Genomic DNA, 15,246 nt, shown 5'->3' on the forward strand with positions numbered 1-15,246 from the left:
TTTCTACACCTCGCTCAAAAAACAAGCCACTTTGTGCTTTTCATCACCGATGAGTTTTGGTTTTTCTTTTTCACATTTTTCTATTTTCAAATTGCATCTTGTTGAAAACGGGCATCCAGTCGGTGGATTGACAGGACTTGGTGGCTCTCCAGAAAGTGTCAGCGTGTGGAGTTTTCTAAACTGTGGATCCCAGCTTGGAATGGAGTTCATCAGCGCTTTTGTGTATGGATGCATCGGGTTTTCAAAGACTTCACTGGCTTGACCACATTCTACCACGTTCCCAAGATACATCACAACGAGCCTGTCGCTCATGTGATACACAACATCAAGGTTGTGCGAGATGAACAAATAAGATACTCTGTACTCTTCTCTTATCTTCATCAAAAGGTTTATGATCTGGCTTTGAACAGAAACATCCAGTGCCGATGTGGGTTCATCACAGACTATCAGTTTTGGATTTAAAGATATCGCCCTTGCGATTGCTATTCTCTGCCTCTGTCCACCGGAAAACTCATGCGGGTACCTTGACAGATATTCACCAGCCAATCCCACTTTACCAAGAAGGTCTTTGATGTAATCTTCCTGCTCTTTTCTGGAAGAAAAAACATTGTGTGCTTCAAGTGGTTCGCCAATTATATCCGCTATTGTCATTCTTGGATCGAGAGAATTAAAAGGATCCTGAAAGATCATCTGCACATTTCTTCTGAACTCTTTTTCAATGTTTTTCGGTACTTTTTTTGAAACATCTATACCTTTGAAAAAGATCTGTCCGGAGGTTGGCTGTAATATTCGTGAGACGATCTTACCAAGGGTTGTCTTTCCACATCCAGATTCACCAACAACACCAACTGTTTCATTTTCCTGTATATCCAGATCGATCTCTTCAAGTGCTCTCACCCAGCCACTTATTTGCAGAAACACTCCGGATCTTATTGGAAAATATTTTTTCACGGCTTTAAGAGAGAGAATCATCGATCATCGCCCCTAACATAAAGCCAGCAACTCACAGAACTTTTTTCAAAAGAAATCTCCGGTGGTTCTTTTTGTGAGCAGATTTTCATTGCCCTGGCACACCTTGGGTGAAATCTACATCCTTCTGGGAATTTGTTTGCAGCAGGTACAGTACCCGGAACATATGGTAACTGCTTGCCTTTGTATTCTTTTTTTACCCTGGATTGCAAAAGAGCCGTCGTATACGGGTGCAACGGCTTTTTGAACAGATCAAAGATATTTGCCTTTTCCACGATTTTTCCAGCATACATCACATGAACTCTATCCGCTAACTCTGCAACTACCCCAAGATCGTGGGTTATAAAGATAACAGAAGTTTTGAAGGTTTTCTGAAGTTCTTTGAAGAGTTTTAATACCTGTGCCTGAATTGTGACATCCAGTGCTGTTGTTGGCTCATCCGCAATGATCACATCGGGGTTTGTGAGTAAAGCCATCGCAATCATTATCCTCTGTAACATGCCACCACTCATTTCGTGTGGGTATTCGTCAAATCTCTTTTCAGCCAGAGGGATATGCACTTTTCTAAGCATTTCTATGCAAACGTCTTTAGCCGTTTTCTGGTCTACTTTCAGATGAGTTGTGGCAACTTCCATCATCTGCTGACCAACTGTGTAAAGTGGATCGAAGCTTGCCATTGGTTCTTGAAAAATCATCGAAATCTTTTTCCCTCTTATTTTTCTGTATTCCTGATTTGACAGCCCCGTCAGCTCTATGCCCCTGTATTTGATAGATCCTTCAATGAGCGCACCCTTTACAAGTCCCATTATTGTCAGTGCTGTTACGCTCTTACCGCAGCCCGATTCGCCAACGAGTGCGAGTATTTCACCTTCGTTCAATTCAAAAGATATACCATCGACAGCTTTAACCAGTCCATCAAAGGTTTTAAAGTAAGTTTTGAGATTTACAACTGAAAGAATTGTCATACCTTTTCAACCACCCTGTACGGATCAAGAGCATCTCTGAGTGCATCACCAACAAAGTTGAAGGCAAGGACTGAAATCATTATGAAGACACCCGGTATCAGCAACCATGGACTTGTGGCAAGAGCTGAGATGGACTGCGCCTGTCTCAATAAAAGCCCCCAGCTTGTCATTGGCTCCTTGATGCCGAGTCCCAGAAAACTTATCGCACTTTCACCCAGGATCATCCCGGGTATAGAAAGAGTCGATACGACTATCAGATAACTGGTTATGTTGGGTAGAAGATGTTTTCTTATTATCTTGAAATCCGAAACACCGGCAACCTTTGCCGCAAGGACATATTCTTTCTCTCTAAGACTCAGGACCATACCGCGAACTACCCTTGCCACGCCCATCCATCCTATCAATGAAAGTACTATCACTATTCCAAAATAAACCCACGTACTTGGCCAGCTTGGTGGTAAGATCACAGCCAGAGCGAGCCACAGGGGGATTCTTGGGAAGGAACGTAAAAGCTCTATAAATCTTTGAATTAAAATGTCTATCCAGCCACCGTAATATCCTGAAATACTGCCCATTATGGCACCTATGATGACACTTATGAAAGTGCCTATCAATCCAACAGTCAGTGATACTCTGCCGCCTATCAACGTCCTGGAAAATATATCCCTGCCGAATCTATCTGTGCCGAAGAGAACTATCATTGCTTCAGAAGGGTCTGCATCTATTCCAAAAAGGTGCAAATCAGTTTCAATTAATCCCCAGAATTTGTATCTTTCTCCTTTCACAAAAAATTTCACCGGGTAAATTCTGGATCTGTCCTGTTCGTACTTCACCATGAATGTCACAGGGTCGCGAGTTTTTTTCAGCCCATAGACAAATGGTCTGTGAAGTTTCCCTTCGTGGAAAAATCTCACAACTGTCGGTGGAGCATAAGTGAATTTGCTGTGTGTTTCTTTAAAATCATAAGGAGAAATAAAGTCGGCAAATATGATTAAAAGGTAGAGAATAATCAAAACCCACACGCCAAAAACTCCGAGTTTGTGCTTTTTGAACTGATGATAGACTCTACTGGATCTACCCATCTTACCACCTCAACTTACTCTGATTCTCGGGTCGAGTAATGCCAGAGCAATGTCAGCCAAAAGATTGCCGATCTGTGTGATCAAAGCAATAAACATCAAAAAGGTCATGACCAAATACTGGTCATGGTTCAAAAGTGCGTTATAGAAAAAGGGACCAATAGTTGGAAGATTGAGAACAATCGAAGCGATTATCGTACCGCTGAAGATATTCGGAAGTTCCATTCCAGCTATGCTGACCAATGGGTTGAGCGCATTTTTTACAATATGCCGTCTGACGACTTTTTCATCTAAGCCGCGTGCTCTGAGCGAAGTGACAAATGGTGATCCTATTATATCAAGCATGTTGCCTCGCATTATTCTCATAAGACCAGCCAGTCCACTTACTCCGACGACGATTATGGGTAACCATATGTGGTTGAGAAGATCGACGAATTTAGCCCAGCTCCAGGGCGATCCAATGAACTGTGGTGAAAACAACCCGCCAACGGCTGTGCCACCCAATCTGAGTATCAAATACATAAACACCAGTGCCAGGAAGAACTCAGGTATTGATAAACCTATAAACCCAACAACTGTCAGAAAATAATCGCTCACTTTGTAAGGGTGAAAAGCCGAGTAAATGCCCATGGGTACGGCTATCAACCACTGAAACACCACCGTAAACAGTGCGATTGCCACAGTCCATCCAAGTCTTTCCCATATCAATTCAACAACCGGTCTTTGATAGGAAAAAGAATATCCAAAATCACCTTTGAGAATTATGTTTCTAATCCAGATCAGGTATCGCTGATAGGCAGGTTTGTCAAGTGCAAGTTCTCTCCTGAGTGTTTCTATCTGCTCCGGTGAAATTCTTGGGTTTTCAAGGTACTGAGAAAGAAAATCACCCGGCTGAAGTTCTGTGACAACAAAACAGATGATAGAGATTAAAAACATCATTGGAATCATTATCAGAATTCTTCTAATAACAAAAGCCCACATCGAATTAAACCTCCAAAAACAGAGCTCCTCTTTTCGAGGAGCTCTGCAAAAAGATCACTTTCGATAAGCGGTCCATACTGTAAACACAATCATTCCATCCTGTGTCAGACCAGCGTTCCCAAGTGTGTTGTTTATACCCCAGATGTTCATACCCTTGCAGACAAAAATAACTGGCAGATAAATGTGATAAAGCTCCTGCCATTCGTCGTAGTAGGCTTTTCTCTTGGCTGGATCCATTTCGATCTGACCAAGTTCAAACAATTCCCAGATTCTCTTTTCCCAGTCAAACATGTTTTCGAACACAGGCTTTGGTGGAGTGGCTGTTTTGTCCATTGTTGAGTAGTGCCAGTAATAAAGCTGTGTACCAGGTTGCCAGATTGCCTTTCTCAACTGTGGGTCAGGCTGGTTTCCAAATGCCCTCACGCCAGCTTGGAAGTTACCCGCGCCGAACATCTGACCAACCAGTGATGAATCCAGGATTTGCAGGTTAACCTTGATACCTATTTTTTGAAGATCCTGTGCGAAAATAAGTGCAATGTCCTGATATTCCTGTGGAGAACTCTGGACAAGTAGATTGAATTCCACACGCCTTCCGTTGGGGAACAGTCTGTATCCTTCTTTGTCTCGATTCTTTAGACCTATCTTGTCAAGCAGTTCAGAAGCTTTTTTCAGATCGTATTTTCTCAAGAGCTGTTCGACCTTTGGATTGTAAAATGCCTTGTTTGAAGGAAGCATCAATCCAGCATCTGGTATTGCAAGACCTGCAAAAACTTCGTCTATGATTCTCTGCCTGTCCAGCGCGTATTCCATAGCCTCTCTGAACTCGAGCTTTGCAAACAGCTCTTTCAAATCAGGATCGTTAACGTCGAAGTTGAAAGATATGTGAATTGGGCTTGGCGTTGGCTGGTTGGGCTGCGTTGCATAAACTTTGTATGGAACGTTCCCAGCCAGTTCCTGCTGTTTGAGCATGGGATAATCTTTGGAAGCTACTGCCATGAAGTCGATTTCTCCAGCCATGAACTTTGCTAATCGAACTTCGGCATCTCGAATGATGAGATACTCAACTCTGTCAAAATACGGCAGTTTGTTACCAAATCGATCTGTTTTCCAGTAATTTGGATTTCTTTCCAGAACGACTTTTTGATCTGTTATAACCTGTACGAGTTTATATGGTCCATTCACCACAACTTCTTTTGGATCGACATTCGACAGCCATATTTTGTTCACAGAGCCAAGGTCGTTTTTATCCACCAGTGGTTCGAGTTTGTGCTTTGGGTATATATACACATGTGATAAAACGGTGAAAAATGGTCCGTATGGAGAAGGCAGAATAGCTTTGACAGTTTTTTCATCGATCTTTACCCACTGGATCATCTTGTTTTCGCCTTTTTCGTCTGGTATTGTGAATCTGTCAATGGAATTACCGCGAGCATATTTGTTCATCACAAAGTATTCGAAGGTAAAGATCACGTCGTCTGCGACTATGGGTTTTCCATCAGACCAGTACGCTTCCCTGATGAAGAATGTTACTTCTTTCCCGTCTGGAGAAACGGACCAGGATTTGGCAAGACCGGGTCTGATTTCGTTGGTTACGGGATGCATCTCGACAAGAGTGGAATACATTGGACCCATGATAACGGTGTACGCAGATGAATCAAGAGTGCCATAAAGTAAAAATGATTCAGGTGTTGAAGCAAGTGCAAGCCTGAGTACGCCACCCGATTTTGGTTTTGGATCTGGTGTCAGTATGCTGTCTTCCACAAAAAATTCAGTCGCAAGAGCGCTTAAAACTACCAGGAAAACCGAGATCAGTACTAACCACTTTTTCACACCATTCACCTCCCACTAAATGTGATTACAATATGACTAATTTCCAAGAGGTATAATATCATAAAGATAATCTCTATGGCAAATGGGGGAATGAGTGTGAAAATTCTTGGAATAGACGGTGGAGGAACATCTCTGAAAGCAACTGTCGCACAAGAAGATGGTACCGTGCGCAGAATAGTTTTAAATCGCGGTGTCAATCTGGCTGCTGTTGATTTGAAACAACTTGAGCAGACGATAAAAGAATTGTTTGAATGGTCACAGGACGTGGATTTTGTGAGAGCTGCATTTTCAGGTGCTGGCAGCCAAAAAAGAAAATCTCTGCTTGTTGAAGTGCTCAATAAATATTTTCCAAAGTCATCAATTCAGGTTTTCACCGATGCAGAAGGAATTTTGTACTCATGTTACGAAAACGAACCCATAGCTGTCACGATCGCCGGTACAGGATCTGTGGTGATGGGAATTGACAGTTTACAGGTGATTCATCGTGCAGGAGGCTGGGGACATCTATTTGATGATGAAGGAGGAGCTTTCAGCATCGTCTGCAAGATCATAAAAGCTGCTCTGGATTACAGAGATGGTATCGGTGAATATGATTCTGTGTTTGATGAATTGATTCGTTTTTACGGGGTAAATTACATCGAAGATCTTGTTGAATTGCAGAGACTGAAAGATTTCAAAGAAAAAATAGCCTCTTTTGCAAGCAGTATGACAATCACGCCGCTTGTGCTAAAAGTGATGCAACAAGATCTGCAGGTTCTTCTAAAAAGGACCGTGTGTGTTTTGCAAAAAACCGGTGCAAAAAAACTGTACATCCACGGTGGTATGTTCAAGATTACCCATTTTCAGCATATTTTTATGCAAAATCTTCCTAACACAGAGATACTCAATCTTAAACACGATGTCGATTATATGCTTGCAACCAATCGATTTTTGTTCAACTTGAAATAATCAATCGATGAGTTTCTTACAGGATTTTTTTAAACGAAAGTGATTTATCGGTATAATGGTATGAACATTTTTTGAATATGTTATACTAAGTGATAGTGTTATAACAATAAACCATTTTATAGAGGGAGGTGCGGTTATGAAGAAATTTTTGGTTGTCTTGGTTTTGATGGCTGTGGTATCGATTTTCTCGGCAGATCTTTCGATGATCATCTCAGTGACAGGCGCACATCAGAGAAATTTCAACCCTTATTTTGCCAGTGGAACCGGTTATGCAGCATGTGGTTTTATTTACGAAACCTTAGTGTATTCAAACAACTTCACCGGTGAGCTCATACCGTGGCTTGCTTCTAGTTATGAATGGAGTTCAGACTACAAAGAGATTACCTTCAATCTGAGAAAGAATGTGACGTGGTCAGATGGCAAACCTTTTACCGCAGACGATGTGATCTTTACTTTTCAGATGATGAAAGCATTTCCGGCGTTAGACACACAAGGTATCTATAAGTCGGGATTGGAAAATATCGAAAAAATCGATGATTACACAGTGAAGTTGCGCTTTTCAAAACTCAATACTTTGGTAATCTACAACATAGCAGGTGTCTACATAGTACCAAAACACATATGGGAAAAGGTTGAAGATCCATCCAAATTCACCAATGAGAATCCGATCGGTACAGGTGCTTATGTGCTTGAAACTTTTACGGACCAGGTTTTCACTTTGAAAAAGAGGGTAGATTACTGGCAGGCAGATAAGGTCAAAGTCGACAGGATAAGAATTCCAGCCTTCAACGGGAATGAGCCCGCACAGCTTGCAGTGGCAAATGGTGAAATAGATTGGGCTGGTATAAATTATCCCAGGATAGAAAATATACAGAACAAGGACATAAAATACTGGTTCCCAGAAGGAAATCCAGTATTTCTGTTCTTCAATCTTGAAAGAGAACCTTTCAAAAATGCGGCTTTCAGAAAAGCTGTTGCCAAAGCCATCAATACAGACGAATTGATAAGAATAGGCATGACGAACTACGCTGTGAAAGTCAATCCTGTTGTCATCAAATCTGGATACTCATATCTTATAGATGAAAGCTTGAAGAGTAAGTGGTACACTTTCAACCTGCAACAGGCTAAAACTGAACTTGAATCACTTGGTTTTAAAGCCGCTAAAGATGGAGTGCTGGTTGGACCGGATGGTAAGAGACTGTCTTATGAACTCATTGTCCCGGCTGGTTGGACAGACTGGATAGCAGTCTCACAGCTTTTGTCTCAACAACTCAAGAAGGTTGGTATAGAGTTGAATGTAACTCCAATAGACTTTGGTGCGTATTTGACCAAGATCAGACAGAAAGATTTTGATGTTGCGGTGAGCTGGTCAAACTATGGTCCAAATCCTTATATTTTCTTCCAGAATTATCTATACTCTTCGAATGCGTATGTTGGAAGTAACAGAGGAGGATGGATAGATAAATACACAGATGAATTGCTCAATAAACTTTCTCAGACGGCTGATAAAGAAGAGATAAAATCCATAGTCTCAGAGATACAGAAAATCATACTTGATAATGTTCCGGCTGTACCGCTCTTCTACAACCCGGTGTGGTTCATTTACTCGACCAAGAACTTCACCGGCTGGCCAAATGAAAACAACGCTTTTGTGGAGCCAAGAACAACTGGCATGGACAAAATCTATCTTGTAATGCATCTTGAACCAAAGTGATCGATTCGGGGGTTAACGCCCCCGATTTTCTGGAGGTGTAGTTTTTGAAATACATTTCTCAGAAGATTTTGTTTTTTCTCATAGCTCTCTGGACAGCTCTGACGTTGAATTTTCTGATTCCCCGTTTGATGCCGGGAGATCCTGCGGAAAGAATTATGTCTCGGTTTTCCTCAGAAGTTAGTGAAAGTGCTGTTGAAGCTTTGAGAATTGCCATAGGTCTGGAAAAGGACAAACCTATTCTTGTTCAATATGTTGAATACATTAAAAACAGTTTTTCCGGTAACTTCGGCATCTCTTATGTGTACTATCCAGTTTCTGTGAAAGATGTCCTTGCATCTTCTCTGCCCTGGACCATAGGGCTGGTTGGAATCTCAACTGTGATAAGTTTTTTGATAGGAACGTGGTTGGGAGCAATCGCTGGATACAAAAGAAATAGACCAATTGGAACGACTCTGACTATGATGTCTTTGATGATAAGAGCCTTTCCATATTTCTGGCTTGCGATGATGTTTCTCTACGTTTTTGGTTATGTTCTCAAATGGTTTCCACTCTCAAACGCATATTCAACCAAAGAGTTTCTCAGCGGTTGGGATTTTGTTGCCAGTGTGATATATCACGCCATTTTGCCGGGTATGACACTGGTTGTTGCGTCTCTTGGTGGCTGGATTTTGACGATGAGAAACAACATTGTCACTGTTCTGGCTGAGGATTATATACTCCTTGCTGAAGCCAAGGGACTTTCACAAAAAGAGATACTCAGCAATTACGCAATGAGAAACGCCATCCTGCCAAGTATAACAGCCTTTGGTTTATCCTTGGGATTTGTGGTGAGCGGCGCACTTTTAACGGAGATTGTTTTTTCTTATCCCGGAGTAGGTTACCAGCTATACAGAGCAGCCGTCAGTCAGGACTATCCTTTGATACAGGCTATCTTTTTCTTCATCTCACTGTCTGTACTGAGTGCGAATCTGTTGATGGATTTTGTGTACATGTTTCTTGATCCAAGAACGAGGGGGTAAGTTCTTGACTGTGAAAACATGGATTGGTTTTAGTATAATCGTGTTTTTCCTTATAGTAGCAATATTTGCTCCATACATAGCACCATACGACCCAAGTGAAATAGTTGATCTACCTTACGAACAGCCGAACAATTTACACCTTCTTGGCACTGATCGGTTGGGAAGGGATATTTTTTCGCAACTGATATACGGGACAAGACTTTCACTGTTGATTGGAGTGCTCACCGGTCTTTTCATGACCGGTATATCAACTCTTGTTGGCATGATTTCAGGTTACTATGGAGGAATTGTCGATCGTGTTCTGTCGACAATAACAGATGTGTTTCTGGTGATACCGGGAATTCCCCTGATGATTGTGATATCTTCCTACATAAGGGTTCGAAGTTTTTGGACCGTTATACTTGTCATAGCGATCACCGGCTGGGGTGGTGGTGCCAGGATAATAAGATCACAGATGCTTTCTGTTAAAAATAGAGACTTTGTGATCGCGGCAAAGATGGTTGGAGAAAGAAATATCAGAATTATCTTTTCTGAGATATTTCCAAACATGCTGTCTTTGATAGCTTCGAATTTCTTCAGTGCTGTTTTGTACGCGATTATCGGTGAAGCATCTTTGTCTTTCCTTGGTCTGGGTGATGTGAGCAAAATTTCATGGGGTACGATGCTTTACTGGGCACAGAGTGCCAATGCTCTGTTGAACCGAATGTGGGCTTGGGTTCTTGCGCCTGGCTTGGCAATAGTCATGCTCGGAACTGCTTTTGCACTTTTGAATTTTTCACTCGATGAAATGACTAATCCAAGGCTGAGAAAGCGTTAGGGTGATTCAATGGTCGAGATTTTGAATCTGAAAGCAGGTTACCGTTTCAGAAAAAAGATCATTAGGGCAGTAAATGGCGTCAATCTGAAGGTTTATGAAAAAGATTTTCTTGGTATAGCCGGTGAGTCTGGCTGTGGAAAGTCTACTCTCGTTCTGGCGATGCTAAGGTTGCTGAAAAGCCCCGGTTATGTAGAATCTGGCAAAGTCTTGATAGACAAAGTAGATATATTCAGCCTATGTGAGGAAGAATTGTCCAAGATTCGCTGGAAGGAATTTTCTCTTGTTCCACAGAGTTCTATGAATTCACTTAATCCTGTTATGAAAATAAAGGATCAGATCGCAGACGTGATACTTCATCACATGAGTATTGGAAAAAAACAGGCTTATGAGATGGTTGAGGATGTTCTAAAACTTGTTGGTATTCCGCTAGATCGTGCAAACAGTTATCCACACCAGCTTTCTGGAGGAATGCGCCAGAGAGTAGTCATAGGAATGGCACTGGTTCTTTCTCCAAAATTTGTGGTTTTTGATGAACCAACGACAGCCCTGGATGTGGTTGTGCAAAGATCAATTCTGGAAAAAATCTTTGAGCTGCAGGAGGAAAAAGGATTCTCGGCAGTTTTCGTAACGCACGATATCTCACTTTTGTTTGAAATATCAAAACACTTAGCCATAATGTACGCAGGTGAGATAGTCGAGTACGGTGATACCAGATATGTCTATGAAAAGCCATTACACCCTTACACAAAAGGTTTAATTGAAGCTTTACCAAATATATCTGCAGAACTCAGAGAGTACAAAAGTATTGCGGGAAGACCACCAGATCTTTCCATTCCAATTGAAGGATGTCCTTTCTATGAAAGATGCCAGTTTAGAAAAGAAATTTGCCTTAAACAGCATCCAGAGTACAAGCAGGTTGAGCAAGGCAGGTGGGTTTCTTGTCATCTGTACTGATTGCAGAAGGAATTGTCAAAAATTTCGTTTTGAGAAAAGGTATAAAACACTACACAGTGCACGCTCTGAGGGGAGTAGACCTTCATCTTAAGGAAAAAGAGATACTGTCAATCGTTGGAGAGAGTGGCTGTGGCAAGACAACTTTTTTAAGGGTTGTCGCAAGAATATACGTTCAGGATGATGGAAAATTATCTGTGCTCGGTGAACAAATTCCAAAGAAGATGAGCAGAAATCGAGAATTGGAATACAGAAAAATCGTTCAGATGATCTTTCAAGACCCTTTCTCGGCATTGAACCCGGTGAAAAAGGTGGGCAAGTTCCTTGAGAGACCTCTTAAGATCTTCAAAATACCTGATGTGAAAGAAAGAATAAACGAAGTGTTGAGAGAAGTCGAACTGCCTGTTGATTCCATCGAAAAATACCCGCATGAACTGTCTGGTGGGCAAAAACAAAGAGTGGTCATTGCACGGTCGATTATAACCAAGCCAAAGATAATACTCGCCGATGAACCCACTTCCATGCTTGATGTGTCGATAAAAGCCTCTATACTCAACCTGCTTTTGAAATTGAGAGAAAACCATGCCGTTTCTCTGATTCATGTTACACACGATCTTGCCTGTGCAAAATACATCTCTGACACGATAGCGGTTATGTACGCCGGACAGATCATTGAAGAAGGAGACGCAAAAATGGTAGTTGATGAACCATTACACCCGTACACCAAATTGCTCAGAGCCGCAGCACCAGATCCCAACAAAGTTGGCAACAAACTGGGACAGACAGGAGAACCCCCCGATCTTATAAATCCTCCCACTGGATGTGCCTTTATGCCAAGATGTCCCTATGCTAAAAAAGAATGTTCGAATTTTTCGCAAATCGTGAATGTCGACGGCAGAAAAGTAAGGTGCATTTTATATGCCTGATAGGTGCTGTGAATAATAAAATTCATTGGGCAGCGGAAGCCAAAAATTCTATTATTTTTTGAATATCTGGTAGTTCTTTGATTGGATATACCTTGAAAAAGATGATTTTTCCATCTTCATCGATTATAATGTTTGCTCTCTCTGAGAAACCATCTTTTTCTCTGAATATATTGTACATTTTTGCAACTTCGCCGTGGGGCCAGAAATCAGAGAGAATCTTCAGTTTCTTCAGATTCAGCGATTCTGCCCAGGCTTTTTTGCTTGGTACGGGGTCAACGCTCAGTCCAAGTGGAACTGTGTTCAATTTTTCAAATTGATCGTAGTGCTGTTCTATTGATTTCATCTGGTTTGCACAAACAGATGTCCATGCCAATGGATGGAATGAGAGAAGGACCTTTTTACCCTTCAACTGTGAAAGTCTGATTGTGTTGCCATCCTGATCCTTCAAAGAAAAATCCGGACTGGTTGAACCTATTTCCAACATTTTCATCACCTCCGCTTTGACTCAATAAGATCCATGAGTTTCTCAATACTGTGCTTTCTTTTGAAAAGTGGGTCTAAGGAATTTTTATAAACTCTTTGTTGTGATTCGAAGGTTGGTCTTTCCTGGGCATAAAACACGCCCAGTGGTAGTGGAGATTTTTCCATAGCCTTTTCAAAAGCCTTTTGAAGGTTTTTTTCATCGTGGTCTTTCATATAGTAAGTGTTCTGTTTGAACCATTTGTAGGTGTTGACTTTGTTGAAAGTTACACATGGCTGAAATATATCTACAAGTGAGAATCCTTTATGGAGAATGGCTCTTTTTATGATTTCTTTTGTTTGCTCTATGTCGGCACAAAAGGCTCTTGCGACAAAGGAACATTTCAACGATAAAGCAACGGCTATGGGGTTAAAAGGCTCGTTGATAACGCCGTTAACCTGTACGGGTGTTGTGAATCCCATTTCACTTGTTGGTGAAGCCTGACCTTTTGTCAAGCCATATACCATATTGTTGTGAACCAAAACGGTTATGTCCGAATTTCTTCTTATGGCATGTACAAAGTGATTTCCTCCTTCACCGTACATACAACCGTCTCCGCTTTCGACAATTACTACAAGGTTTGGGTTGGAAGCCTTTATCCCTACAGCCACCGGTAGACTCCTTCCATGCAAGCCGTTGAAATAATTGCATTTTATGTATTGAGGAGCTTTTGCTGCCTGACCGATACCAGAGACGAGTACGAGATTCTCTGGTTCTATACCGAGTTCTTCAAGTGCTGATTTGACTATGCTGCGTATTGAATAATTGCCACAGCCGGGACACCATGCTATATCCACATTTTCAAGATCGAATTTCGTGGACATCAGATCTCCCCCTTTATAAAGCTTTGAACGGCATCTGTTATTTCTTCAACATAAAAGGGTAAGCCATCGTATTTGTTCAATGTTTTGAAATTGTTGAAACCGAGCTCCATTTTAAGGAGTTTTCCAAGTTGCGAGGTCGCATTTGATTCTACAACGAGTGTTTTCTTTGACTTGTTCAGATATTCATTCAGATTGGATGGTAATGGGTAAAGTTGTTGTAGATGAACAACTGCCAGATTTTCAAAGTCTTTTGTTGCCTCAAGAACAATATCTCTTGTCGAGCCAAAACACACTATGAGATATTCAAAATCTTTGTCACCGATGAACTCTGCTGAAATTTCGTCGGAGAAGTTCTTCAGTTTTCTCAACCTTTTTTCGACCATTTTCTTCCTTGTTGAAAAATCTTCTGTGATTTTACCAGATTCATCGTGTTCATCACTGTCTACACACACCAAGCCGTTCCCATATCCCGGTACACCTCTTTGAGAGATGCCGTTTTCCGTTATTTCGTATCTTCTGTACTCAGAAGAAGTTTTCACGATGTAACTGGGCAGATCCTTTATCTGTTCAAGTTCCTGGAAATTGTAGATTGTGTCCATTAGATACTGGTCTGTGAGAACAAAAACAGGTATTTGATATTTATCTGCAATATCAAAAGCTTTCATCGTGCAGGAAAATGCCTGTTCGAGATTACCCGGTGCAAGGATCACCCTTTCAAATTCACCGTGACCGGAGAACAACGCAAACATCAGGTCTGCCTGCTCGGTTCTCGTTGGAAGACCGGTCGCAGGACCGGGTCTTTGAGCAAGGTGTATTACAATCGGACTTTCTATCATCCCGGCAAGGCTCAACGCTTCTGTCATCAGTGCAAAGCCTCCGCCGCTGGTCGTCACAAGTGCTCTTGCTCCGGCATACCATGCCCCTAAAGCCATATTCATCGCAGATATTTCATCTTCCGCCTGCTCAACTATTATGTCGAATTCTTTTGAATAAACTGCAAGATTGGTGAGAACACCTGTGGAAGGAGACATTGGATAAGAGGAGACGAAGTTACAGCCACCGGCAACAGCACCCAGTGCAACGGCTTCAGCGCCGTTCATCAACAAGTGGTTTTTCACTTTTTGATCTGTTTTCAGATCCACTTTGATATCTAAATCTACGTTTTTGGTGAAATAATCATACCCCAGTTCAATTGCTTTTTTGTTTTCTTCGCAGATCCTGGATCCCTTGTTGCAAAACCATCTCTCAACAGCCGAAAGTGCATTTTCAAAAGGAAGTTTCAAAAGAGCACAGAGCATGCCAAGAACCACAGAGTTGGAATACAGTTTATCCCCAGCTTGCATGGCTAACTTCAAAACAGGTATCTGCCTGATCTTTGATTTGAGATCATCAAGCTTTGTATTCGAATCTGAGTCGACAAAGATGAAAGTATTTTTGTCTATCCTATTCAAAAGCCTGTGAATGTGCATTTCTCCTGGCGACAGAGAAAAAAGAATATCTGTTTTTTTGCAAAAAGCCCTTACCGGACTGTCACTGACTCTTATCAAAGTCGAGTTGCTTCCACCTCTAACACGAGACATATACTCTTTATAGGAAAAGACATTCAAACCATATTGCTTGAGAATTTTTGGGAAAAGATATTCAATCGTCTGAATGCCCTGCCCGGCTTCACCGCAAATGACAATGGAAAGATCCATAAGAAT

14 protein-coding genes are annotated in these 15,246 nt (G+C 41.6%); 6 read left to right on the forward strand and 8 right to left on the reverse strand.

Going from position 1 to position 15,246, the window contains the following annotated elements:
- Window positions 1–3: 3 nt before the first annotated feature.
- The 5 genes from AC4E92_RS06410 to AC4E92_RS06430 are packed head-to-tail and all read right to left on the reverse strand — an operon-like array spanning window position 4 to window position 5,824.
- The gene (locus AC4E92_RS06410; RefSeq protein ID WP_490239767.1) at window positions 4–972 is read right to left on the reverse strand and encodes an ABC transporter ATP-binding protein; all 969 of its coding nucleotides are present in this window, start codon (window positions 970–972) and stop codon (window positions 4–6) included.
- Window positions 969–1,934, reverse strand: coding sequence for an ABC transporter ATP-binding protein (locus tag AC4E92_RS06415; protein WP_490239768.1), 966 nt, complete (start codon window positions 1,932–1,934; stop codon window positions 969–971). The genes AC4E92_RS06410 and AC4E92_RS06415 overlap by 4 nt, the downstream gene beginning before the upstream one ends.
- On the reverse strand, window positions 1,931–3,016 hold the full coding sequence (locus tag AC4E92_RS06420) for an ABC transporter permease (protein WP_490239769.1): 1,086 nt from the start codon (window positions 3,014–3,016) through the stop codon (window positions 1,931–1,933). Before AC4E92_RS06420 ends, AC4E92_RS06415 begins: the two co-directional genes overlap by 4 nt.
- Window positions 3,017–3,025: 9 nt before the next feature.
- A complete protein-coding gene (locus tag AC4E92_RS06425; RefSeq protein WP_490239770.1) occupies window positions 3,026–3,994 on the reverse strand; it encodes an ABC transporter permease in 969 nt (322 codons plus the stop codon).
- Between the two features lie 54 nt (window positions 3,995–4,048).
- Window positions 4,049–5,824, reverse strand: coding sequence for an ABC transporter substrate-binding protein (locus tag AC4E92_RS06430; protein WP_490239771.1), 1,776 nt, complete (start codon window positions 5,822–5,824; stop codon window positions 4,049–4,051).
- Between the two features lie 96 nt (window positions 5,825–5,920).
- On the opposite strand from AC4E92_RS06430, the gene AC4E92_RS06435 reads away from it, so the two are divergent.
- The 6 genes from AC4E92_RS06435 to AC4E92_RS06460 all read left to right on the forward strand — a co-directional run bounded on the left by AC4E92_RS06435 (window position 5,921) and on the right by AC4E92_RS06460 (window position 12,199).
- On the forward strand, window positions 5,921–6,772 hold the full coding sequence (locus AC4E92_RS06435; protein WP_490239772.1) for a BadF/BadG/BcrA/BcrD ATPase family protein: 852 nt from the start codon (window positions 5,921–5,923) through the stop codon (window positions 6,770–6,772).
- A 136-nt stretch (window positions 6,773–6,908) separates the two neighbouring features.
- Window positions 6,909–8,486, forward strand: a complete 1,578-nt coding sequence (locus AC4E92_RS06440) for an ABC transporter substrate-binding protein (protein WP_490239773.1) — start codon at window positions 6,909–6,911, stop codon at window positions 8,484–8,486.
- A 44-nt stretch (window positions 8,487–8,530) separates the two neighbouring features.
- Window positions 8,531–9,505, forward strand: a complete 975-nt coding sequence (locus AC4E92_RS06445; protein ID WP_490239774.1) for an ABC transporter permease — start codon at window positions 8,531–8,533, stop codon at window positions 9,503–9,505.
- A 10-nt stretch (window positions 9,506–9,515) separates the two neighbouring features.
- Window positions 9,516–10,322 carry an ABC transporter permease gene (locus AC4E92_RS06450; RefSeq protein ID WP_490239821.1) on the forward strand — a complete coding sequence of 269 codons (807 nt, stop codon included), beginning with the start codon at window positions 9,516–9,518 and terminating at the stop codon, window positions 10,320–10,322.
- A 9-nt stretch (window positions 10,323–10,331) separates the two neighbouring features.
- On the forward strand, window positions 10,332–11,276 hold the full coding sequence (locus AC4E92_RS06455; RefSeq protein ID WP_490239775.1) for an ABC transporter ATP-binding protein: 945 nt from the start codon (window positions 10,332–10,334) through the stop codon (window positions 11,274–11,276).
- On the forward strand, window positions 11,252–12,199 hold the full coding sequence (locus AC4E92_RS06460) for an ABC transporter ATP-binding protein (protein WP_490239776.1): 948 nt from the start codon (window positions 11,252–11,254) through the stop codon (window positions 12,197–12,199). Before AC4E92_RS06455 ends, AC4E92_RS06460 begins: the two co-directional genes overlap by 25 nt.
- 22 nt (window positions 12,200–12,221) lie before the next feature.
- Here AC4E92_RS06460 and AC4E92_RS06465 read toward each other — a convergent pair whose 3' ends face one another.
- Genes AC4E92_RS06465 through AC4E92_RS06475 form a run of 3 tightly spaced genes read right to left on the reverse strand, consistent with a single transcriptional unit; the run spans window position 12,222 to window position 15,240 of the window.
- Window positions 12,222–12,689, reverse strand: a complete 468-nt coding sequence (locus AC4E92_RS06465; protein WP_490239777.1) for a peroxiredoxin — start codon at window positions 12,687–12,689, stop codon at window positions 12,222–12,224.
- The gene (locus AC4E92_RS06470) at window positions 12,689–13,543 is read right to left on the reverse strand and encodes a thiamine pyrophosphate-dependent enzyme (RefSeq protein WP_490239778.1); all 855 of its coding nucleotides are present in this window, start codon (window positions 13,541–13,543) and stop codon (window positions 12,689–12,691) included. The genes AC4E92_RS06465 and AC4E92_RS06470 overlap by 1 nt, the downstream gene beginning before the upstream one ends.
- Window positions 13,543–15,240: a 2-oxoacid:acceptor oxidoreductase subunit alpha gene (locus tag AC4E92_RS06475; protein WP_490239779.1), complete on the reverse strand. Its 1,698-nt coding sequence runs from the start codon at window positions 15,238–15,240 to the stop codon at window positions 13,543–13,545. The genes AC4E92_RS06470 and AC4E92_RS06475 overlap by 1 nt, the downstream gene beginning before the upstream one ends.
- Window positions 15,241–15,246: the final 6 nt, after the last annotated feature.

Origin of the sequence: Pseudothermotoga sp. (genome assembly GCF_031962025.1) — a bacterium.
GTDB lineage: Bacteria > Thermotogota > Thermotogae > Thermotogales > DSM-5069 > Pseudothermotoga_B.

Bases quoted from the DNA above. Each gene is read 5' to 3' on its own strand.
- AC4E92_RS06420 (WP_490239769.1), bottom strand. From the start codon at position 3,016: ATGGGTAGATCCAGTAGAGTCTATCATCAGTTCAAAAAGCACAAACTC.
- AC4E92_RS06440 (WP_490239773.1), top strand. From the start codon at position 6,909: ATGAAGAAATTTTTGGTTGTCTTGGTTTTGATGGCTGTGGTATCGATT.
- AC4E92_RS06455 (WP_490239775.1), top strand. From the start codon at position 10,332: ATGGTCGAGATTTTGAATCTGAAAGCAGGTTACCGTTTCAGAAAAAAG.
- AC4E92_RS06415 (WP_490239768.1), bottom strand. From the start codon at position 1,934: ATGACAATTCTTTCAGTTGTAAATCTCAAAACTTACTTTAAAACCTTT.
- AC4E92_RS06410 (WP_490239767.1), bottom strand. From the start codon at position 972: ATGATTCTCTCTCTTAAAGCCGTGAAAAAATATTTTCCAATAAGATCC.
- AC4E92_RS06465 (WP_490239777.1), bottom strand. From the start codon at position 12,689: ATGAAAATGTTGGAAATAGGTTCAACCAGTCCGGATTTTTCTTTGAAG.
- AC4E92_RS06470 (WP_490239778.1), bottom strand. From the start codon at position 13,543: ATGTCCACGAAATTCGATCTTGAAAATGTGGATATAGCATGGTGTCCC.
- AC4E92_RS06425 (WP_490239770.1), bottom strand. From the start codon at position 3,994: ATGTGGGCTTTTGTTATTAGAAGAATTCTGATAATGATTCCAATGATG.
- AC4E92_RS06475 (WP_490239779.1), bottom strand. From the start codon at position 15,240: ATGGATCTTTCCATTGTCATTTGCGGTGAAGCCGGGCAGGGCATTCAG.